Source organism: Massilia psychrophila (assembly GCF_002760665.1).
Taxonomy (GTDB): Bacteria; Pseudomonadota; Gammaproteobacteria; order Burkholderiales; family Burkholderiaceae_D; genus JAFCUW01.
The window spans coordinates 106,111-127,686 of record NZ_PDOB01000002.1; the positions used below are offsets into that span (position 1 = coordinate 106,111).

At 60.7% G+C, this 21,576-nt stretch carries 17 protein-coding genes and 3 pseudogenes; 16 read left to right on the plus strand and 4 right to left on the minus strand.

Features of this window, described 5'->3' with window-relative positions:
* Positions 1 to 33: 33 nt before the first annotated feature.
* Genes CR103_RS02330 through CR103_RS02375 form a run of 10 tightly spaced genes read left to right on the plus strand, consistent with a single transcriptional unit; the run spans position 34 to position 10,562 of the window.
* Entirely contained in the window at positions 34 to 738 is a 705-nt protein-coding gene (locus CR103_RS02330; protein WP_099914404.1) for a cobalt-precorrin-7 (C(5))-methyltransferase, read from the plus strand.
* Positions 735 to 2,384 carry a precorrin-8X methylmutase gene (locus CR103_RS02335; RefSeq protein WP_099914405.1) on the plus strand — a complete coding sequence of 550 codons (1,650 nt, stop codon included), beginning with the start codon at positions 735 to 737 and terminating at the stop codon, positions 2,382 to 2,384. The genes CR103_RS02330 and CR103_RS02335 overlap by 4 nt, the downstream gene beginning before the upstream one ends.
* Positions 2,371 to 3,525: a cobalt-precorrin-5B (C(1))-methyltransferase CbiD gene (gene cbiD, locus CR103_RS02340; RefSeq protein ID WP_099914406.1), complete on the plus strand. Its 1,155-nt coding sequence runs from the start codon at positions 2,371 to 2,373 to the stop codon at positions 3,523 to 3,525. The genes CR103_RS02335 and cbiD overlap by 14 nt, the downstream gene beginning before the upstream one ends.
* Entirely contained in the window at positions 3,522 to 4,259 is a 738-nt protein-coding gene (gene cobI, locus CR103_RS02345; protein WP_099914407.1) for a precorrin-2 C(20)-methyltransferase, read from the plus strand. Before cbiD ends, cobI begins: the two co-directional genes overlap by 4 nt.
* The gene (gene cobM, locus CR103_RS02350; protein ID WP_099914408.1) at positions 4,260 to 5,072 is read left to right on the plus strand and encodes a precorrin-4 C(11)-methyltransferase; all 813 of its coding nucleotides are present in this window, start codon (positions 4,260 to 4,262) and stop codon (positions 5,070 to 5,072) included. It begins immediately after the preceding gene.
* Positions 5,072 to 5,854 (plus strand): cobalamin biosynthesis protein, encoded by a 783-nt coding sequence (locus CR103_RS02355; protein ID WP_099914409.1) that lies wholly within the window; start codon positions 5,072 to 5,074, stop codon positions 5,852 to 5,854. The genes cobM and CR103_RS02355 overlap by 1 nt, the downstream gene beginning before the upstream one ends.
* Entirely contained in the window at positions 5,851 to 7,401 is a 1,551-nt protein-coding gene (gene cobJ, locus CR103_RS02360) for a precorrin-3B C(17)-methyltransferase (RefSeq protein WP_099914410.1), read from the plus strand. The genes CR103_RS02355 and cobJ overlap by 4 nt, the downstream gene beginning before the upstream one ends.
* Positions 7,398 to 8,522: a CobW family GTP-binding protein gene (locus CR103_RS02365; protein WP_099914411.1), complete on the plus strand. Its 1,125-nt coding sequence runs from the start codon at positions 7,398 to 7,400 to the stop codon at positions 8,520 to 8,522. The genes cobJ and CR103_RS02365 overlap by 4 nt, the downstream gene beginning before the upstream one ends.
* The gene (bluB, locus tag CR103_RS02370; protein ID WP_099914412.1) at positions 8,519 to 9,202 is read left to right on the plus strand and encodes a 5,6-dimethylbenzimidazole synthase; all 684 of its coding nucleotides are present in this window, start codon (positions 8,519 to 8,521) and stop codon (positions 9,200 to 9,202) included. Before CR103_RS02365 ends, bluB begins: the two co-directional genes overlap by 4 nt.
* The gene (locus CR103_RS02375; protein WP_099914413.1) at positions 9,195 to 10,562 is read left to right on the plus strand and encodes a cobyrinic acid a,c-diamide synthase CobB; all 1,368 of its coding nucleotides are present in this window, start codon (positions 9,195 to 9,197) and stop codon (positions 10,560 to 10,562) included. The genes bluB and CR103_RS02375 overlap by 8 nt, the downstream gene beginning before the upstream one ends.
* Positions 10,563 to 11,103: 541 nt before the next feature.
* On the opposite strand, the gene CR103_RS02380 is transcribed toward CR103_RS02375, so the two are convergent.
* Both CR103_RS02380 and CR103_RS02385 read right to left on the minus strand, forming a co-directional pair.
* Positions 11,104 to 12,150, minus strand: a complete 1,047-nt coding sequence (locus CR103_RS02380; protein ID WP_099914414.1) for an NAD(P)-dependent alcohol dehydrogenase — start codon at positions 12,148 to 12,150, stop codon at positions 11,104 to 11,106.
* Positions 12,151 to 12,319: 169 nt separating this feature from the next.
* The gene (locus CR103_RS02385; RefSeq protein ID WP_099914415.1) at positions 12,320 to 13,684 is read right to left on the minus strand and encodes an NAD-dependent succinate-semialdehyde dehydrogenase; all 1,365 of its coding nucleotides are present in this window, start codon (positions 13,682 to 13,684) and stop codon (positions 12,320 to 12,322) included.
* Positions 13,685 to 13,933: 249 nt separating this feature from the next.
* On the opposite strand from CR103_RS02385, the pseudogene CR103_RS02390 reads away from it, so the two are divergent.
* A pseudogene (locus tag CR103_RS02390) lies at positions 13,934 to 14,095 on the plus strand (aldo/keto reductase); the annotation flags it as partial.
* 235 nt (positions 14,096 to 14,330) lie between these two features.
* Here CR103_RS02390 and CR103_RS02395 read toward each other — a convergent pair.
* Both CR103_RS02395 and CR103_RS02400 read right to left on the minus strand, forming a co-directional pair.
* Positions 14,331 to 14,763: pseudogene (locus tag CR103_RS02395) on the minus strand (IS66 family transposase); the annotation flags it as partial.
* A 67-nt stretch (positions 14,764 to 14,830) separates the two neighbouring features.
* The gene (locus CR103_RS02400) at positions 14,831 to 15,556 is read right to left on the minus strand and encodes an NADPH-dependent F420 reductase (protein WP_099914417.1); all 726 of its coding nucleotides are present in this window, start codon (positions 15,554 to 15,556) and stop codon (positions 14,831 to 14,833) included.
* 502 nt (positions 15,557 to 16,058) lie between these two features.
* Between CR103_RS02400 and CR103_RS02405 the strand changes: the two genes are divergently transcribed.
* The 5 genes and pseudogenes from CR103_RS02405 (at position 16,059) to CR103_RS02420 (ending at position 21,570) form a co-directional block, all read left to right on the plus strand.
* Positions 16,059 to 16,403: a hypothetical protein gene (locus tag CR103_RS02405; protein ID WP_099914418.1), complete on the plus strand. Its 345-nt coding sequence runs from the start codon at positions 16,059 to 16,061 to the stop codon at positions 16,401 to 16,403.
* Between the two features lie 162 nt (positions 16,404 to 16,565).
* Positions 16,566 to 16,718 (plus strand): annotated as a pseudogene (locus CR103_RS23150) (transposase); the annotation flags it as partial.
* A gap of 194 nt (positions 16,719 to 16,912) precedes the next feature.
* The gene (locus CR103_RS02410; protein ID WP_099914419.1) at positions 16,913 to 17,134 is read left to right on the plus strand and encodes a hypothetical protein; all 222 of its coding nucleotides are present in this window, start codon (positions 16,913 to 16,915) and stop codon (positions 17,132 to 17,134) included.
* A gap of 141 nt (positions 17,135 to 17,275) precedes the next feature.
* The gene (locus CR103_RS02415) at positions 17,276 to 18,505 is read left to right on the plus strand and encodes a hypothetical protein (RefSeq protein WP_099914420.1); all 1,230 of its coding nucleotides are present in this window, start codon (positions 17,276 to 17,278) and stop codon (positions 18,503 to 18,505) included.
* 227 nt (positions 18,506 to 18,732) lie between these two features.
* Positions 18,733 to 21,570, plus strand: coding sequence for a M16 family metallopeptidase (locus tag CR103_RS02420; protein ID WP_099914421.1), 2,838 nt, complete (start codon positions 18,733 to 18,735; stop codon positions 21,568 to 21,570).
* Positions 21,571 to 21,576: the final 6 nt, after the last annotated feature.

A 21,576-nucleotide genomic window follows, 5' to 3' on the forward strand; every position in this document is an offset into this window, starting at 1 on the left:
GCGCACCCAATCAACGATAGAGGAATAGAAAACATGATTATTTGTATTGGCGCGGGACCGGGCGACATCGGCTACTTGACCCAGCACGGCGCGCGCTTGATTGGCGAAGCCGATGTCGTGGCCGGTTTTGAAGCAGTGCTGGAGGTGGTGCACAGCATCATCCCGGCAGCTGCGCAAACGGTGACGATGACGTATCGCGACCAGGTGGCGATGCTGGCGCAGGTGGCCGAAGCGCACCACGCCGGCAAGCGCTGCGTGGTGGTGTTCATGGGCGACATTCATTTCAGCGGCTTTCAATACCTGGAACGGGTCGAGCGCGCCTGCGGCCATCCGGTCGACACTTTGCCGGGCATTTCATCGGCGCAAATCCTGGCCTCGCGCGCCAAGGTCTGTTTCGATGAAACGACGTTCATTACCTTTCATCGGCGTGGCGATCTGGCCCCGTTCAAGCGCCATCTGCTGCATGTGTTGCAAGACGGTCGCAATGCCATTGTCATTCCCTGCCCGTGGGATGCGGCGCGCTCATTCATGCCGCGCCACATTGCCGCCTATCTGATCGAGCAAGGAATCGATCCCGGGCAGCCGATTGAAGTGTGGGAAAATCTAACCCGCGCCGAGGCGGAATGGCACGGCACCCTGGCCGCCTGCGCGCAGATCGAATTTAGCGACATGAGCATCATCCTGATCCGCACGCCGCAGCCGATGGCCAGTCAAATTGAGGCAGCAGAACCAGCATGAACGACATCGACAACATTGACGGCACGGCCCAGGTCGACAAATTCGACAAATTGGGCAAATTGGGCATCGTCGTGGCCGGCCACGGCAGCCGCGATCCGGATGCGGTGCGCGAATTCGAGGCGCTGGTCGAACTGGTGCGCTTGCGCGCGCCGCTGCATGTCGTCCACCACGGCTACCTGGAGTTTTCCAGCCCGACCATTGCCGAAGCGGTCGCCGCCAATATCGCCGCAGGCGCCAAGCAGGTAGCGGTGGTGCCGGGCGTGCTGCTGGCGGCGCGTCACGCAAAAAATGACATGCCCAGCGAGGTGCAGGCCTTGACGCTCGCCTATCCGTCCATCGACTTATATTTTGGCGCGCCATTGAGCCCGCACCCGCGCCTGCTGCAACTGGCGCAGGAGCGGGTGTTGGAAGCGGAGGCCACATCGCCCTTGACGGTGCGGCGCAGCGATACCTGCCTGGTGCTGGTCGGGCGCGGCACCACCGACCCGGATGCGAATGGCGACATTGCCAAGCTGGCGCGCATGCTCGAAGAGGGTATGGGTTTCGGTGGCGTCCATGTCTGTTATTCAGGCACCGCCAAGCCGCTGGTGGCGGATGGCTTGCGTTCTGCTGCGCAACTGGGCTTCGCGCGCCTGGTGGTGCTGCCGTTTTTTCTGTTCGACGGCGTGCTCATCAAGCGCATTTACGCAGCTGTCGAGGAACTGCAGCTGCGCGAGCCGGGCCTGGAAGTGCTGAAAGCGGCGTATCTGGGCGCGCACCCGCACGTCGCCGATGTCATCATCGAGCGCGCTGTTGAAGCGGTTGAAGGCCGGGCAGCGATGAATTGTTCTTTGTGCAAATACCGGGTCCAGATTGTCGGCTTCGAAAATCAGGTCGGCGAGCCGCAGCAAGGCCACCATATGGCGGTGCGCGGGTTGCTGGAACAGGAGCGCAGCGGTGCTGTCGCCGCTGTCGAAGCGCCGGTGTTTCAACCATACTTGCCGCATCCGATCGAAGCGGAGAGTTTTAAGATCATCGCCGCCGGGCGCGACTGGACGCCTTTCCCAGCGGCGCACTTGACGGTGCTGCAACGACTGGTTCACACCAGCGGCGACTTCGACGTGGTGGAAGATATCTATTTTTCGTCTGGCGCGGTCGAAAACGGCATCCGCGCACTGCTGCGCTGCAAGCTGGTGGTGACGGACGTGACGATGGTGCAAACGGGCTTGAAGCGCGAGCTGTTGAAACAGCTGGGAATCGACACCTGGTGTGGTGTCCACGAGCGCGAAACGTTTTTGATGGCGGCAGCGCTTGGCACCACGCGCTCGGCGGCCGGAATTCGGCGCGCCTGGGAAAAGTTTGGCAACGACATCGTGCTGGCGATCGGCGACGCGCCGACGGCGATCATGGAAGCGACGCGCCTGATCCGCGATCACGGCTGGCGTCCGCAACTGGTGATTGGTTTGCCGGTAGGATTTGTTGGCACGCGCGAAAGCAAGGCTGATTTGCAGCGCTGTTTGCAAGTGCCGCGCATTACCAACAGTGGCACGCGCGGCGGTTCGCCCTGGGCCGCCAGCGTGGTCAATGGCTTGATGATCGATGCGCTCAATGAACTCGCAAGCAATCAACTCGCAAGCAATGAACGCACAAGCAATGGGGAAACCTGAACGGCGTGAATATGACTTGACGCTGCGCGCGCCGAATGGCTTGCGGCGCGGGCGGACCACGGGCAGTTGCGCCACGGCGGCGCTCAAGGCCGCGCTTTACTGGTTGCTGGCGGGCGTGCGCCGCGAACAAGTCGAGGTGTCGCTGCCAGATGGCGTGCATTACCTGGTGGTGCCGATCGAGCTGGTAACGCGCCTGGCTGATGACGGCGTGCGCGCCGATGTGCTCAAGGATGGCGGTGACGATCCCGATAGTACCCATGGCGCCACCATCTTTGCCGAAGTGCGGCCCAATGGCGCCGGACAAGTGCGCTTTTTCGCCGGCGAGGGCGTCGGCACCGCGACCCAGCCTGGACTGCGGGTGGCGGTCGGCGAGCCGGCGATCAATCCGACGCCGCGCCAGATGATGCGCTGCGCGGTGGCCGAGGTATTGCAGGAGCTGGAACTGGGGTTGGCACCGGATGCGGCTGGCTTTGATGTGACGATCGGCTGCGAAAACGGCGCCGCGATTGCGCGCAAAACCTTCAATCCGCGCCTGGGCATCGTGGGCGGTATTTCGATTTTGGGCACGTCCGGGATTGTCGAGCCGATGTCGATGGCGTCGTGGATTGCGTCGATTGAAGTGTATGTCCGGGTCGCGCTCGGGGGCAACGCGCAGTGCGTTGCGTATTTGCCGGGGAAAATCGGGCGCGACTATGCGCGCGACGTGCTGGGGCTGGCCGAGAAATGCACGGTACAAATCGCCAATTTCCTGGGCGACGCGCTCGACTTTACACAAAAGACGCTGATGGAAGAAGGCCGCGGCCTCGATGTGCTGTGGCTGGCCGGCCATCCGGGCAAGCTGGCAAAAGTGCTCGACGGGGTATGGGATACGCATTCGAGTAAAAGCAATATGGCCATGGCCAGCGTGGCGCAAGTGGCGTTGGAACGGGGGTTTTCTCCCGGATTGGTGAAAGAAATTCAACAGTCAAACACAGTGGAAGCGGCAATGGAAAGAATCAAAAATGAGCCGGGGGCGCAAGCCTTGTGGATCGATATCGAGCAGCGGATCGGCGCCCTGGCGCACGCCCGTGTGCCGCTGGTCAAGCGGCTGGAAGTGCGCCTGTTCGACTTGAGCGGTAACGCGCTGGGAGTGGACGCATGAGCGCGCCGATAAAACAGGGAACCTTGTCGGGGATCGGCGTCGGTCCCGGGCCGGCCGGCTATTTGCCGTTGGCGGCCTTGGCGGCCTTGCGCGACGCCGACCTGGTGTATTTGCCGCGGGCGCGCGGCGCCGAGTTGTCGGTGGCACAGCAATGCTTGGCCGGGATCGAGCTGGCGCCGGCGTCCTTGCGCGAAATCGAGTTCAACATGGACCCGGACCGCAGCGTGCTGCGCGAGCATTATCTGCAATTGGCGGCCAGTGTCGCCGCCGAGTTGGTGGCGGGGCGCAATGTGGCGTATCTGACCATCGGCGACTCACTGACCTATTCAACCTACGGTTACCTGCTGATCGCGCTGACGGATTTGCTGCCGAACCTGGTGCATCGCACTTTTCCCGGCATTACCAGTTACGCTGCGGCGGCTGCGGCGCTGAGCTGGCCGCTGGGCGAGGGCAAGGAGCGGGTATTGATTTTGCCCTGTCCCGACACCAAAGCGGCACTGCGCCTCGACATCGAGACCCATGACATCGTGGTGTTGATGAAAGTGGGCACGCGCTTGCCGTGGGTGCTCGACCTGCTGCGCGAGATGGGCATTGCGCAGCATTGCGCCTTTGCGCGCCGCATTGGCTTGCCTGGCGAAATGCTGGCTGCCGGCCTGGAGACCTTGGATGCCACCGAAGCGATGGGGTATCTGGCAACGCTGCTGATCCGCCGCAATCCTAGAGAAAGAAGATAAATGAAAGTGTATATTATCGGTGCCGGTCCTGGCGCTGCCGACTTGATTACCCTGCGCGGCGCCGCCATTTTGAACCGCGCCAAAATGGTGTTGTATGCCGGGTCCCTGGTACCGACCGGGATACTGGTGCACTGCCACCCTGAGGCGGAAATTCTCGACACCTCCAAGCTCGACCTGGAGCAACAGCAAGCATGCTATGTGCGCGCCCAACTGGCCGATTGCGATGTGGCGCGCCTGCATTCAGGCGACCCGGCCATCTATGGCGCGACCGCCGAGCAAATGCGCCGGCTCGACGCGCTAGGCATCGCCTATGAAGTGGTGCCAGGGGTATCGTCGTTTACGGCGGCGGCGGCGGTGGTCTGCTCCGAACTGACCAAGCCAGAAGTGTCGCAAAGCATCATCATCACGCGCGTTTCCGGCCGTGCTTCGGCAGTGCCGGCGTTGGAATCGATCGCCCTGCTGGCCGCGCATCGGGCCACGATGTGCATCTTTTTATCCGGGCCGCACATGAAAAAAATCGTCACTGACCTGCAATTGCATTATCCGGACGATACCCCGGTGACGCTGGTGTACCGCGCCAGCTGGCCCGACGAGCGCGTCTACCAAGGCACGCTGGGCACCGTGCTCAAGGAAAACAAGCGCGGCGAGTGGAATCTGACGACCATGATGCTGGTGGGTGCGGCGATTGGCCATGGTCCGCAAGTCGAATCGCGCTTGTACTCGAAAGACTTCAAGCATTTGTTCCGGGCCAAAGCGAAAAAACGCGCGGTAAAAGCCGAACTACCAGTGCCGGCGGATCAGGTCGAGGGGTGATGGAAATCGCGGAAAAAACGCTCGGCATCTGGTTGGTGCGCGCAGAAAGCGAAGCCCTGGCCTTGTGTCTGCAGCGCCGCTTGGGCGTCGACGGCGTGCGCGTCACGCTGTACCGGCCCTGGCTGACGCCCGATCTGCCGCAGCAGCAGCAGTTTGGCGCCGCGTATCGCCAGCACCGGCAATGGGTCATGTTGGCCGCGAGCGGCATCGCAGTGCGCTTTCTCGATGGCTTGCTGCGTGATAAACACAGCGATCCTGCCGTGGTGCTGCTGGATGAAGCGGGCCGCCATGCGGTGGCGTTGCTGGCCGGCCATGAAGGCGGCGCCAATCAGCTGGCGTACCGGGTTGCCAATGCAGTCGGTGCGGCGCCGGTGCTCAGTACCGCGACCGAAGCGTTGAAGCCACTGGTGCTCGGTGTTGGTTGTCGTAAAAATGTGTCGGAGGAGCAGATCGCGGCGGCGGTCTTGTTTGCACTGGCCGAGCGTGAATTAACCGATGTGCGCGAAGTGGCAACGGTGGATTTGAAGGCCAACGAGCCCGGGCTGCTGGCGTTTTGCGCGCGCCATGGCTTGCCGCTGCGCGTGCTCGGTCACGCCACGGTCGCGGCGCGGCCATGGACGCGCCAGCCTTCCGACTGGGTGCGGCACAACGTCGGCCTCGATGGCGTGTGCGAGCCGTGCGCCTTGATCGCCAGCCCGCGCGGTCATTTGATCGTCCCTAAAACTGCCTTGAACGGCGTCGCCGTGGCAATTGTTGAAGATAAATGGATGGAAATAGCATGAATGGTGTATTGAATTTGGTGTCGGTTGGGCCGGGTTTTGCGGATTTGATTATTCCGCGGGCGATTGCGGCGCTGCAAGAGAGCGACGTCATCGTCGCCTATGACTTGTATTTGCGCTGGATCGAGCCGTATCTGGAGGGGAAAGAAATCCACACGCCGCCGTTGACGCAAGAGCGGGCACGCGCCTTGCTGGCCATCGAGAAGGCGCGCGGCGGCGCCAAGGTCGCCTTGATTTCCAGCGGCGACATCGGCATTTACGCCATGGCCGCGCTGGCCTACGAGGAAATGCGCGAGGACGACACCTTTGAGGTCAAGCTGATTCCCGGCGTGACGTCGGCCAACGCCTGCGCGTCATTGCTCGGTTCGCCCCTGTCGCACGACTTTGCGACCCTCAGCTTGTCCGATTTGCTGTGCCCGTGGGAGTGGATCGAACACCGCGCCCGCCATATCGCCCAGGCCGATCTGGCCTGCGTGCTGTACAACGTGCAAAGCGCCGGCCGGCAGGAAGGCGTGTACCGGGTCCTGAGCCTGATGCTCGAATCGAAGGCGCCGCATACCCTGTGCGGGGTGGTCAAGAACGCTTACCGGCCAGGCCAGGAAGTGGCGATTTATCGCCTCGACGAAATGATGAGCTTAAAGTTTGACATGCTCACCACCATCGTCATCGGCAACCGTTTTACCCAGCGCAAGCGCGGCCAGATCTTTACGCCGCGCGGGTACAACGACTGGAGCGCGCCGGACCTGGCCGTGGCGCCGGCCCCCGTCCTGCCCGAGCATGGCGTGTGGATTTTTTCCGGCACCAGCGATGGCAACGCCCTGGCCGCGCAGCTCGCCAAATCCGGCGCCAGCCCGGTCATCGTCTCGAGCGCCACCGAGTACGGCGGCGAGATTGCACTCAAAGATTGTCCCGGCGTCGCGCTCTGGTCCGGACGGCAGGGTATCGAAGCGCGGCGTCAGGCGCTGGTGCAGAGCAAAGCGCGGGTGGTGCTGGACGCGACCCATCCGTATGCCCAGATCATGTCGGCGCAGTTGATCGAGTTGTCGCGCGAGCTGGGTATTCCGTACCTGCGTTATGAACGGCCGGCGACGCCGCTCGCTGACGATGTGATTCGTTGCGCTTCCCCCCGCGACGCCGCCGAACAAGCGATCGCCCGAGGCCAGCGCATCTTTCTCGCCACCGGTTCGAAAGACCTGGCCACCTTTTTGCAAGCACCCGGCGCCGATCAAAAACAATGGTTCGTGCGCTTGACTGCCGAGCCTGAATTTTTGCAGCGTGCGCTCGACCTGGGCGTGCCGCGCGACCGCATCTGCGCCATGCAAGGGCCATTTTCGGCCGCGTTCAACAGCGCCTTGTGGCGCGATTGGCAGATCGATTGCGTGGTCACGAAAGAGTCTGGCGCGGCCGGTGGTTATGCCGCCAAAGCGGCGGCGGCGCACGAGTTGGGCATTGCCTTGCTGGTCATTGCGCGTCCGCAACTCGATTACCCGCACGTGAGCGAAACGTTCGACGGCGTGGCGCAGCAATTGGTGGCCTTGCAAATTCCATGAAAACGCTGATTCCCGTCACCATCGTCACCGGGTTTTTAGGCTCGGGGAAAACCACCTTGTTGCGCAGCTTGATCGAGCGTCGGCAAACCCGGCGCCTGGCGCTGTTGATCAATGAATTTGGTGAAGTGGCCATCGATGGCGCGCTGATCCGCGAAACCGCTGGCACGCAAGCACACATCCAGATCGTCGATTTTCCGTATGGTTTGATTGCGTATGGCGACGACGCGCTGTTTATTCCAACCATGCAAGCGATCGCGGCGCGGCGTTTCGACGTCGACCATGTGCTGATCGAAACGTCGGGCCTGGCATTGCCGACGGCAGTGATGGAAATGCTGCAAAGCGCCGAGCTGGCGGACGACTTCATTCTCGACGCCACGCTGGCGATTGTCGACACGCCCCTGTTGTTGAGCAATCAGTTCGACGTCGACGGCACCGACGACACGCTCGAGACGGTCGCCAACTCGGTGGCGGCGCTGTTTGAGCGCCAGCTGGAATACGCGGACGTGGTGGTGCTCAACAAAATCGACGGTCTGGACGACGCCGCGCTGCTGCTGGCCGAAACCGCCTTGCGCCAGCGCGCGCCCAACATTCGTTTCCTCGAACTGGCGTACGACGCCAAGCTCGATATCCGTCTCGCCCTCGGCCTGCGCCTGCACCAGCCGACCAAGATCGAACATGCCCACAGCTACACGCTGCTGCCGAGCATGCCCTGTCCGCAAGCGGGTGTGCTGGACAACCAGAGCCGCTTGAATGGCCACGCTCACTCGGGCTTGAGTGGCCATAGTCACGGCTTGCGCACGCACCAGCACTTTCATGAACAAGACCCGGGCTGGCTGTCCTTCGTGTTGCGCTGCGACGCCGCGCAGCACGAAGCAGCATTCAAGGCGGCCATGCTGGCGGTGTCGATCGCCGAGCCGGTATTGCGCAGCAAGGGCTTTATTTGCCTCGCCGATGCTGCTGGCACGCTGTTGGTGCAAGGCGTGCGCACGCGCTTGCAACTGCATGCTGCCACCGAGCCGGGCGCACGCACCCGCTCCGAACTCGTGTTCATCGGCTACCATCTGAAGCGTCAGCAGGTCGCCGCCAAGCTGTCCGAGCTGACCGGCACGCTCTGGCAATGAGCAATCCCCATCAGTACAGCGCGGCCGAAACGGCAGCCATCTACAAGGTGATCGCCGAACGGCGCGACATCCGTCATTTTTTACCCGGCCCGGTCGATGCTGCGCTGTTGCAGCGCGTGCTCGAGGCGGCGCACCTGGGGCCGAGTGTCGGCTTCATGCAGCCGTGGCGCTTCATTCGCATCACCGATCCGGCTCTGCGCGTGACGCTGCATCAGATCGTCGAACAGGAACGCATCGCCACCGCGCATGCCCTGGGCCTGCGCGAAGATGCCTTCATGCGCTTGAAAGTGGAAGGCATGCGCGAGTGTGGCGAATTGCTGGTTGTGGCCCTGATGGCGCGGCGCGAGCAGCACGTGTTTGGCCGGCGCACGCTGCCGGAGATGGACCTGGCGTCGGTCGCCTGCGCGATCCAGAACATGTGGCTGGCGGCGCGCGCTGAGGGCATCGGCATGGGCTGGGTGTCGATGTTCGATCCAGATCAGGTGAGCGCGGCGCTGGCGATGCCTTCGGGCGCCAAGCCGGTCGCGCTGCTGTGCCTGGGCCAGGTGGCATCGTTTTATCCGCAACCGATGCTGGAAATGGAAGGCTGGGCCAAGCGCGAAAGCCTGGCGTCGGTGATGTTTGAAAACAGGTGGGACCAAGCGGCAACGGAAACGGAAACGGAACATGGCGATGAATGATGCAATTGAAAAGCACGTCGAAGCACGCGTGTTCCTGGTGTCGGCCGCCTCGTCCGGCACGGGGAAAACCACGGTGACAGCGGCCTTGGCGCGCACCTTGCAGCATCAAGGCCTGCGGGTGCGCTTGTTCAAAACGGGGCCCGATTTTCTCGATCCGATGTTATTGGAGCGGGCCAGCGGAGCGCAGGTCGGGTCGCTCGATGTATGGATGGTTGGCCTCGAGGCGTGCCGCGCGCAATTGGCACAGGCAATGGGCGAATGCGATGTGGTGTTGATCGAAGGCGTGATGGGCTTGTACGACGGCACGCCGTCCTCGTTCGACCTGGCGCGCGCCTTCGGGGTGCCGGTGTTGCTGGTAATCGACGCCGGCGCGATGGCGCAAACGGCGGGCGCGCTGGTGCAAGGCTTGCGCGACTATGGCCCAATCGAGGTCGCTGGCGTCATCGCCAACCGCGTCGGCAGCAAGCACCACGCCGACATGGTGGCCGCGTCGCTGCGCAATGTGCCCTTGCTGGCGACACTGGCCAAGCAGGTTCAATCGCTGCCTGAGCGTCATCTGGGCCTGGTGACGCCGGCCGAAGTGCCTGATCTCGATGCGCTGCTCGACCATTTGGCGCAACAACTGGTGTTCGACAACGCCGCGTGGGCGCGCTTGCCCTTGCTGCGACTCGCCGTGCCGCAGCCTGCTGCGGCGATCGCGCCCAGCTTGGCTGGCATGAACATTGGGGTGGCGCGTGACGCCGCGTTTGCGTTTTTATATCCTGCGAACCTGGCGTGTTTGCGCGCGCTTGGTGCGCAGTTGCAGTTTTTTTCGCCGTTGAACAACGAGCCGGTGCCGGCCCACGCCGACGCCGTGTATCTGCCTGGCGGGTATCCGGAGTTGCATGCGCAGACTTTATCGGAGGCGACAATCTGGCAAGCCTCGATCCGGCAAGCGCATGCCGATCACATGCCGATCTGGGCCGAATGTGGCGGCATGATGGCATTGGCCGACACGTTGCTCGACCAAGCCGGCCGGACCTGGCCGATGGCGGGCGTGCTGCCGGGCGCGGTCATGATGCAAGCGCGGCTCGCTGGACTGGGACCGCAAGCGATGACGCTGCCGGAAGGGGTGTTACGCGGCCACACTTTCCACTATTCGCGGCTGGAAACGGCGCTCACGCCTTTTTGCGTCACGCTGAAAAACCCCTCGCGCCTTGCCGGCGAGGCCGTGTACTGTCACGGCTCTTTGTTGGCATCCTATTTCCATGCCTATTTTCCTTCCTGCCCGCAGGCTGCGGCGGCCTTGTTTTGGAAAAAGACACGGCGTGATTCAAAAACGACTTTTTTGGGTAACACCAGCGGGCAAATTATTTCGTGACTGTTCAGCGCCTGTAGCGGGCTGGATAGTTGGCTCTTGAATTGTATCGTGCCGGGACACTGCCGCAGGACGCGAAGGGTCGCTCCCAGAGTTAATGGAATCCCGGTTCCGGAGGCCGAAGATCAGCATGGAAGGTGGGGGAAATAACGCGCTTGCGAAGCAGAAGTTCGCCGCCGACCCGCTGCGGTCCGACTTGCATGACCTTGGCGTACGGCGTGCGGCGTGCGGGCGCCGGCTGATGGCCGGTTACCGTAGGGCTACTGATCGAACTGATGGGCAATCCCTTACCCGCCAGCAGGCAAGGCCGCGTGTGTGTGGAATGCCTCTACGGCGCTGTCGACAGGCAGGGGGGCCCTCGCCGCGCCTGCCTGCCTGGCACGACTAAGTACTCGTCGAGAAATAAATGTGAGGTTTTGGCAAACAGAACCGGATGCGATGCAAGGCGGTCGGTGCGCCGCAGTGCGAGCACTGCAAGCAGCGGCCAACACAGCAGCGCGGCGGTTATGGACGCCAAAATGCACATTTATTTTTTGGCGGGTACTTAGGCCTTCAGAGAAGCCATGTCAATCACGAAACGATAACGTACGTCGCTTTTCACGACGCGGTCAAATGCTTCGTTGACGGATTGAATGGGAATGAGCTCGATATCGGCCACAATATTGTGCTTGCCACAAAAATCGAGCATTTCCTGGGTCTCCTTGATCGAACCGATCATCGAACCGGCCAAGGTGCGACGCGCGCCAATCAATGACGGGGCATTTAGCGCAACCGGCTTTTCGGGGACACCGATGAGCACCATCGTGCCATCCGTCTTCACCAGCTTCAGGTACGCATCCAGGTCGATGCCGGCACCGACCGTGTTGATGATCAGGTCGAATTGATTTTCCAGTTTGATGAAGGTTTCAGGATCGTTCGTCGCGTAGTAGTGGGCCGCGCCAAACCGCAGGCCGTCTTCCTGCTTCGACAAGCTTTGGCTGAGCACCGTCACCTCGGCCCCCATCGCATGGGCAATCTTGACGCCCATATGGCCCAGTCCGCCCATGCCGATGATGGCGACTTTTTTGCCGGGACCCGCCTTCCAGTGATGCAGCGGAGAATACAGTGTGATGCCGGCGCACATCAGCGGCGCAGCCGCGTCGAGTGGCAGGTTCTCAGGAATCGACAGCACGTAGCCTTCCTTGACGACCATGTGATTGGAGTAACCGCCCATCGTCGGCGTCACGCCGTCGGCCTCGACGCTGTTGTAGGTTTGCACCAGCCCTGGCATGTATTGTTCAAGGTCAACGTTGCGGGTGGAGCAGGTGGTGCAAGAGTCGACGAAGCAGCCGACGCCGACATGGTCGCCCACTTTGAACTTGCTCACTTTACTGCCCACCGCGCTGACGATGCCGGCCACTTCGTGACCCGGCACCATCGGAAAAATGGCACCGCCCCATTCGTCACGGACCTGGTGAATATCCGAGTGACAGACGCCGCAAAATTTAATGTCGATCGAGACATCGTCCTCGCGCGGCGTCCGGCGTTCGAATGTGTAGGGTTGCAACTTTCCCTTGGCAACTGATGCCGCAAATCCTAAAGTAACTGACATTTGATTCTCTATCCAAAATAAAATTACACGCAAATTAAACGTGAAGGTGAAACCACTTCCCCGCCAGAGCCGAGGTGCCGCAGCGTCTCGCGGCCTTGCCGCCGGTTGCCCGCGAGAAAACGGAGGATTGAATGCGCTTGCGGCCCGGATACGAGCCGCAGCGCGCGATTTAAGCGACCCTGATCAGCTTCTTGTTGACGAACTCCTGGATGCCCGCGGCGGACAGTTCGCGGCCGTAGCCGGAATTCTTGATACCGCCAAAGGGCAATTCCGGCGATGACGACAATGCCGCGTTGATGAACACCATGCCTGTCTCGATCCGGCCCGCGACCCGCTTGCCGCGCTCGATGTCTTTGGTAAATACTGAGCCGCCGAGACCGAACGGGGAATCGTTGGCAAGGTGAACTGCCGCGTCTTCGTCCGGAACCTGGAAGAACATGGCTACCGGACCAAAAAACTCTTCTTTGTAGACCGGGTTGCCGGCGTCGACATCGGACAGAATCGTCGGCTGCATGAAAAAGCCGGAATGCTCCAGCCGTTCGCCGCCCACCACTACGCTCGCCCCATTGGCGCGGGCTCGCTTGACCTGATCGAGCAGATTGGTCAGCGCAGTTTCAGACGACAACGGCCCCATCGTGGTTTTTTCGTCCATCGGATCGCCGGGTTTGAGTTGCTCCAAGGCAGCCTTAAAGCGGCTCAGAAATTGCTCTGCCATGGACTCGACGACAATGAACCGCTTCGATGCCGTGCACGCCTGCCCGGTATTGCCCATGCGCCCAATTACGGCATGCTTGACCGCCAGGTCAAGGTCGGCGTCTTCGAGCACGATGAAGGCGTCGCTACCGCCTAACTCCATCGTGGTTTTTTTCAAATTCTGTCCCGCCCTGGCAGCGACGACTGCGCCGGCCGCTTCACTGCCGGTCAGGGCCACGCCGCGGATGCGCGGATCATCGATGACCTGCGCGACCTGATCCTTGGAAATAAACAAATTGGTGTAGGCGCCGGCGGGCATGCCGGCATCGGCCATCAATTGCTCGAATGCAAGAGCACACTGCGGCACGTTCGATGCATGCTTGACCATCACAACATTGCCGGCCATCAGGTTGGGCGCGGCGAAGCGGACGATTTGATAATACGGGTAATTCCACGGCTCAACGCCAAACAGCACGCCGATCGGACTGCTCTCGAGGATCGCCTCACCTTTTTTAGTCGGCAATTTTTCAGGTGCCAGGAAGCGCTCGGCATGCTCGGCGTAATAATCGATGATTGCTGCGCTCAGCGCGACTTCACCGCGGCTCTCGGCGATCCGCTTGCCCATTTCCAGCGTGATCAATCCGGCCAGTTGTTCGCTGCGCTCGCGCATGAGCGCGGCGGCGCGCGTGAGGATGCTCTTACGCTGTGAAAAGCTGGTCGCGCGCCAGCTGTCATAACATGTCACCGCGGCTTCAAGCTTCGCTTCGAGTTGTTCTGGCTTGCACTCTGAAAACGGCTTGTCCGCTTTTTCGTTGTAGGGGTTAGTAGTTTGATATGCCATTGTTTCCTCGTCGATTTAAATTGGATGTGTCCACTTCTTCACAAGGAAGCCTAGTCTTTCTATCTCGGATTGCCGCCGCTGCAGAAGGCGGCGGCGGCGGCGCCTGCCGCGCCGCCCAAATGAGTGTTTTCTGAACCGCTTCATCGAGGGTTTGTACATTTTCCGGCAAGCTACGATTGCTGTTCAAGATAGGCAAATACTTCGGCCGGGTCGGTACGCTATCTCGCTTAACGGGATGTTTTCGTTCGCAAGGCGATCGCCGCGCGCCATGATGTGGGCGTGAAGGCGGCGGCCTTGCAGTTCGCGCTCGCCAACCCGGCCGTGGCCGCCGTGATTCCGGGCGCGAGCCGGTCCGAACGTATCGCAGAGGACCAAGCCGCGCTGCACGCGGCTGTTCCGGCGGCTGGGTAGGCGCGGAGCTGCGCGACCTGTTTGACGTCATGGCCAGCAAGGAATTCATGCGGCAGCGGCATGCGGACATCTGGTCCGATAGCGCGCCTATCCTCTTCCCCGTCGTCGGCCGCCTCAAGGACGGCTCACACCCCGGCTTTCAGTTGCCGCCGTCGCCCCGCTGCGTGCGGGACTGGTCGCTGCTGTTTTCGGAAGAGGAGAAAGGTCGCGTGCACCGGCTTAAGTGTAATCTGGTCAGCCAATTCTTTTTGCCCGTCGGAATGACCCGCAAGGCACGCTCGAGGTGGTTGGTGTCGATCGAAACGTCCGGGTCATCCAGGTAGACGAACAGGCCGATGCGGCGCTCTCGGCTATCGGCCAGCGCACCGAGAAAGTGGCTGCTCGGCAGGAAACCCTGCTTGTCGAACTGCTCGTCAATCCAGACAAAGAAACCATCGAGGATCGGCTTGAATTGTTCCTGCCGGCCTGCGTGTTTCGCCGGCCCCGTCAGGCCGGCGTTGCGAATCGCCTGCTCGACCTTGTACAGGGCGGCGATCGCGTCGGGCCTTGATCGGGGTTTCGTCCATCGCGATGACGCGCGAGAGCCGGATTGAGTCCAGTTGGGCATCGAAGATCGGTTCTAGCAGCGATACGGCTGCCGGCATCAGCTTCGTCACCCAGGCCCGTGCCGTGCACGCGGGCGGGTCAACTATTTCCAGCGGCCTGGGTCAATTCGGAGCCAGCGCCAACAGGCCGCTACTTCAGGTCGTCGCCTTGCGCAGCCATTGCCTGTTCCTGCTTGGCGTGGTTGGCCAGGTACTCGGCGTGTTGAGCCTCGGTGCGTCGGGTGCCCAGACTGGTGAAATGCTCGCGCAGTTTGTCGGCGGGCAGGTCGGCGCCGTAGCAGGGGGTACCGGGTTGCTGCCGCCACGACTCGTGCAGGCTGCCGTCGTCAACGACGTCAAAGCCCAGTTCCTCAACTAGGGCCATCACTTTCTGCTTGGCCGCCGCATCGTCGCCGGCCACCGGCAGGGAGATGCGGCCGGGCGCGTTGGCGGGCAGGCCCTTATTTTGGAGGTGGTCGGCGTGGATGTTGTTGAATACCTTCACCAGCGGGCGGCCCAGGTGCTGCTGCACCCATTCGCTTTCTGTGAGGTCACCAGTTTCCAACTCCGGAATCTGGCCGTCGCGCAGGATGGGGTAGTAGTTGCTAGTGTCGATGACCGGCACGTTGGCCGCCACGCCCGCGAACAGGTCTTTGGGCAGGTCGGGGATGTTTTTGAGCGGGATGGTGACCACGATGATTTCGCCGTGGCGGGCCGCTTCCTGGGCCGTCACCGGCTTGGCGCCGGTTTTTTGGGCCACGTCTTTCAGCGTTTCTGGCCCGCGCGAGTTAGCGATGTACACCGAGTGTCCGAGGCTGACGAGCCGCACAGCGAGGGCGCTGCCGATGTGGCCGGCCCCGATGATTCCAACGTTCATATATTCCTTAGATTTAAGAGGTTTGCACGGCTAGGAATTGCCTCCGCAGGAGTTAAACAGCGACGACGAACTGCTTTTTTTGGCGGGTAGCCACCGGCGTTTACGATGCCTGTTAATCAAGCGAACTTGAAAAAAATTTATACTACACCTAAAATCGCGGAGTGTCCGACAAGACCCAGCAGTGTGGCATGTCAGTAGTAACATACTCGTACAGCGGGTTGCCTGGCCTTCGGGAAAGAACATCAGCGCCTTGCGGGGCTTTGTCGCGTTGTTAATTGAAAAATGAGATTCCCTCCGAAAGGGTACAGTGCATTGCCGAAGGCGTACCCTGGCAACTGCCAAAACCTACCAATCTCAGCTAAAATGCCAGGCGATGAATTGCAGCCGGCAAGCCGTGCCCGAGATGGGCGTCAGTGTTGTCGGCAAGTCGTAACGTGACGGCCAGCAATAGCGGAACGTTCTTCCTGAACTGCGGGACCACAGCCATGATTGACAAAGCAATATGCAGGGAATTGCCATAAACGGAACGATGCTGCACGAAGTTCGGATGCTCATGGAGCCGTACCAAAAGGGCACGGTAAGCAGCCTCGGGTACCCCAAGAGTCGGATTCGCTTCACAAGCGAGGGACAAGAAATTCGTCTCTGGTTCCCGGCGATGTTGGCTCTTGAATTGTATCGTTCCGGGACACTGCCGCAGGACGCGAAGGAGGAATTTTCGGTCAGCGTCAGCGGCAAGAAGGTGGGTAACTACCGCGTCATCGACTTCAGATACCCAGGCGCGAACGGGAGTCATAGCGAGGATATTCTCATGGTCCTGGCAAAAGTGGGCCTCGCCTCGTCACAGTAAGCGTACTTGCGCCTATAGCAGCCGGTCGGACTTTACACTGGAAAACACTAACGCCGTTGGGTAAAGTGTTGACCCGCATAACAAGACGAACCGGGTAGGAATGCGCGGCGTCATGACAGTAAATCGTCAGACGGATTAGCTGCTGCCGCCATCGGTGGAAATCGACTGGACTTGACTGAGTTGACGCGGTCTTATGGCGGCCGCGGCTCCGCCGCGCACCACCCGGCAGTTCTGCTCGGTTTACTGATCTACGCCTACGTGACCGGAATTGCGTCGAGCCGCAAGATTGCGCGTGCCACCTTCGACTCGGTCGCGTAGTGCGGACGCCGTCGACTCATCTCCACTCAAATTGCTGAGTCCGACAAACTGCCAGGCTCAGATTGTGGCAAAACGCACCGGAAGGCGGCTTTCGCTGTTCGATAAGCTCTCCGCGTCAATGCCACGGGGACAAAAAACGACGTTAACGATGTAGAACCGCCGACGTAGACCAAGGCTGAACTTCCGAGCTCATGTCCGAACAGGTCGGCCTGAACAAGCGCGCCCTGTATTCGGAGCACATGGCCATCTCGCCCCTGACAATTAAAAAGCGGTGGACAAAGATGACTATCATTGAGCGCTACAACAGCTTGAAAGGACCCGGCCGCCCAGAATATCCAACGACGTCGCTCGGCAACAAGAGCCTGGAGAAAGTAGTCACGGACATCGTGGAGCTGCTGACTACTTCAAAGTAGGTCAGCGAAGGTGAAAATTTCAAAATAAATCGTTTATACGATGAATAGCCTAGCTTCGACAACGATGCGGGAATACGATTCAGTGGCAGACCGGCCCGCGATGGCCGCCAACAAGAAAACTTACAGGGCAAATTCCGAACAATGGCTACAGCATACAAATTTCAGTTCGCGCCGCGCTTTCGTCGCCGAGCATTCGGCTGGAAGTCCGACACGCCGATACAGCGCATCAAGGAAGCCCTCAGCGAAATCAAAGCTGTCGCGAAGAAGGAACCGGTGCTAGCTGCCGAGGGTGCCGTTCTGTTCCTGGAGAAGCTGGCGCCGGCTATTGAACAAGTGGACAGCAGCTCAGGCAGGATTGGTTCTGCTGTCAACCGCGCCATCGAAACCCTCGTCCCGATCATCACAAAGGCCGATGTCAGCGGCGCGGTGCGACAGAAATGGTTGGAGCGTCTGTGGGCAGCTCTTCAAGAGGATGACATACCCTACCTCGAGTACCTCGGGGAGTTTTGGGGCGAGCTATGTGTGACGCCGGAGATTGCATCCAACTGGGCTGATTACCTGTCTCCGACGTTGACGACCATGTGGGACCAATGCGCGCGCAGTGGGGGATATGGATATTTCAAGGGGACGAGCGCATGCTTGAGCGCGCTGTATACCGCTGGCCGCGAAGACGAGCTGATGTCTTTGATAGCCAAGTCAGAGTACAAATATAAGTCGTGGCACAACAGAGTGTGGGGTGCGAAGGCCCTGGCGAAGGCCGGTAAGCGGGTTGAGGCGATTCAGTACGCTGAGGACTCGACAGGACTGAATGCGCCGCTTGCGGCCATTGCGGCGTTCTGTGAAGGCGTCTTGTTAGCGTCTGGATTTGCGGATGAAGCATATTCGCGCTACGCGATCGAGGCGACGTACGCGACGACCCACCTGGCGACATTTAAGGCCATCGTAAAGAAGTACCCGGGCAGGCCAAGGGAGACCATCTTGCGCGACCTGGTTGCGAGCCAGCCGGGCCAAGAGGGCAAATGGTTTGCTGCTGCCAAGGACGCCGGGTTCTTCGAGCTTGCCATCGAACTGGCCAACAGCAGTCCGTCAGACCCGCGCACGCTCATACGAGCTGCACGGGACTTCGCGCTGGAACGGCCAGAGTTTGCGCTGGCGGCCGGCATGACTGGGCTGCGTGGTATCGCCAATGGATGGGGTTACGACATCACCGGTGTCGACGTGCTGGACGCGTACGCCGCCGTTATGGCGGCGGCCAGCGCTGGGGGAGTGGATAAGGCAAGGGTGAAGTCCAGGGTGAGGGAGCTAATCGCTGCCAGCGGCACCGGCGGCGACTTCGTTCTAAAAGTTCTGGCACGACAGTTGATGGAGTGAGAGACCCGGCGCCTGCGGAACCAGAGGCCGCAGGCTCGAATCCTCTCACCCCGACCAGACACACGCGCTTCCTCCGTCGGGCGCGCCCTGCGCCTCCAGCACCGCCTTCACGCAGCAAAAAAAAGCCTCCGCGCTTCGATGTTGTCGCAATGAGTAAATTGCAATACTATCTGGAACGCCACGGTGTGCCGCACCGGCTTCTCGTTATATTGTAAGGACTCGATTGCATGAAGACTGTTCCCTCCTCTCTGTTGCTGGCGGCGTGCTTCACGTCAGCCTTGCTGATCCCGGCGCACGCCGCAACGCCGAAAGCACCAGCGCCGAACGCGGTGCTGAAAGTGGACTTCCAGAAGTTCACGCTGGCAAATGGCCTGGAGGTGATTTTTCACATCGACCGCTCCGATCCCGTGGTTGCCGTGAACCTGACGGCGCACGTCGGCTCGGCCCGTGAAAAGGCCGGGCGCACCGGCTTCGCGCATTTGTTCGAACACTTGCTGTTTCTGGAATCGGAGAACCTGGGCAAGGGAGGCCTGGACAAGATGAGCGCGCGCATCGGCGGCTCCGGCGCCAATGGGTCGACCTCGCAGGACCGTACCAATTATTTACAGACGGTTCCCAAAGATGCGCTCGAAAAAATGATCTGGGCCGAAGCGGACAAGCTCGGCTGGTTTATCAACACCGTCACCGAACCGGTGCTGGCCAAAGAAAAACAGGTCGTCAAAAATGAAAAGCGCCAGAGCGTCGACAACGCGCCGTACGGCCACACGTTTTACGTCATCAACAAGGCCTTGTACCCGACGGACCACCCGTACAACTGGCAGGTCATCGGTTCGCTCGACGACCTGCAGAATGCGAACGTCGACGACGTCAAGGAATTCTTTCGACTCTGGTACGTGCCGAACAATGTGACACTCGTGCTGGCAGGCGATTTCGATCCTGTGCAGGCGCGCAAGTGGGTCGAAAAGTATTTTTCCGAGATCAAGCGCGGCGAGTCGATCAAGCCAATGGCCAAACGCCCTGGCGTCATCAAGGACAACGTGAAGCTGGCGCACGAAGACAACTTCGCCAAACTGCCGGAGTTGAATATGGCATGGCCTAGCGTGGAGGACTTGCACGCGGATTCCTATGCGCTCGAAGTGCTGGCTGAATACCTGTCGGAGACGAAGCGCGCGCCGTTCTACAAAGTGCTCGTCGAAGACAGCAAGCTGACCTCGAAAGTAAGGATCAACAACCTCACGTCCGAACTGGCGGGCCAGTTCATGCTGACGGTGCGCGCCTTCGAAGGAAAGAAGCTCGATGACGTCGTCGCCGCAGTCGACCAGGCTTTTGCCAGCTTCGAACAGGAAGGCATTTCCCAGAAAGACCTGAACCGGATCAAGGCCGGTCTCGAAACCAGGTTCTACAACGCGGTTTCCAGCGTACTCGGCAAATCGGCACTGCTTGCCGAATACAATTATTTGAGCGGCAACCCAGGCTATGTCGAGGAAGGCGTCAAGAAAACGCTCGCCGTCACGCCGGCCGACGTGCGGCGGGTGTACAACACCTATATCAAGGGTAAGCCTTTTGTTGCGACCAGTTTCGTCCCGAAAGGCCAACTGTCGCTGGCCCTGAGCGGCTCGGACAAGGCCGAGGTCGTCGAAGAGAAGCTTGTGCAAGGGGCGGAGGATGCGGTCGACGCCAGCGCCGATGCCGCTTATACGAAAACCCCGTCGCGGTTTGATCGCAGCCGTGAACCTGCCTACGGCGCAGCGCTCGCCGTCAAGGTACCGCAGGTGTGGGACACCAGGCTGTCGAACGGCATGCGCGTGCATGGCATCCGCAACAGCGAAGTGCCGCTGGTGCAGTTCGATATCGCCATCGACGGCGGCCTGCTGCTCGACCAGCTCGACAAGGTAGGGGTCGCCAACCTGATGGCGCGCATGATGACACAGGGAACCGCCAACAGGACGCCGCAGGAACTGGAAGAAGCGATCTTGCAATTGGGCGCGACGATCAATGTTGCGGCTGGCACCGAAGAGGTGCGCGTCAGCGTGACGACCCTGGCCCGCAATTATCAGGCAACCTTGGCCCTGGTCCAGGAAATGTTGTTGCAGCCGCGTTGGGACGAGAAGGAATTTGCCCTGATCAAGCAAAGCGTGCTGAGCCAGATTCGCCAGCAGGAAGCCGATCCGAACGCGCTGGCAAACAGCAATTACAGAAATCTCATCTACGGAAACGACACTATCCGTTCGCGCAATATCCTTGGTACGGCCGAGACCGTGAACGCGATCGCGATCGCGGACTTGAAGCAGTACTACCGTGCCAATTTGTCGCCATCGGTCGCGCGCATGCATGTGATCGGCGCCTTGCCGAAACAGGCCGTTGGCCGTTCGCTGGCCGAACTCAGTGGAAAATGGCAAGCCCGGCCGGTCACGCTGCCGGCGGCGACGGCGGCGACCGATCAGGTTCCGGCCAAAGTGTATTTTGTCGATGTGCCCGATGCGAAGCAATCGGTCGTGCACGTCGGCTATCGCGCGCTGGCGGCGACCGATACCGACTATCACCCGGCCACGGTGGCGAACTATATCCTGGGCGGCGGCAGCTTCGCCTCGCGCCTGACCCAGCAATTGCGTGAAGGTAAGGGTTACACCTACGGCATCAGTTCGAATTTCTCCGGCAGCAAGAGCGCGGGGCCATTTACGATCGCCAGCGGCGTGCGCAGTAACGTGACGCTCGAGTCCACCCAACTGGTGAAACAGATCCTCCTGGACTACGCCCCAACCTACTCCGAAGCCGACCTGGAAACGACCAAAAACTTCCTCATCAAGAGCACCGCGCGCGCCTTCGAGACGTCTGGCGCCAAACTGGGCATGCTCGACAATATCAGCAAGTACGGCTGGCGCGCCAACTACGTCAAGGACCGCGAACAGATCGTCAAGGCAATGACGCTGCCGCAGATCCAGGCACTGTCGCAAAAATACCTGAACCCCTCGAAGATGGTTTGGCTGGTGGTCGGGGATGCAAAAACGCAATTACCAAGGATGAAGGACCTTGGCTTCGGCGAGCCGGTCCTGATCGGCAAGTAAATCGCA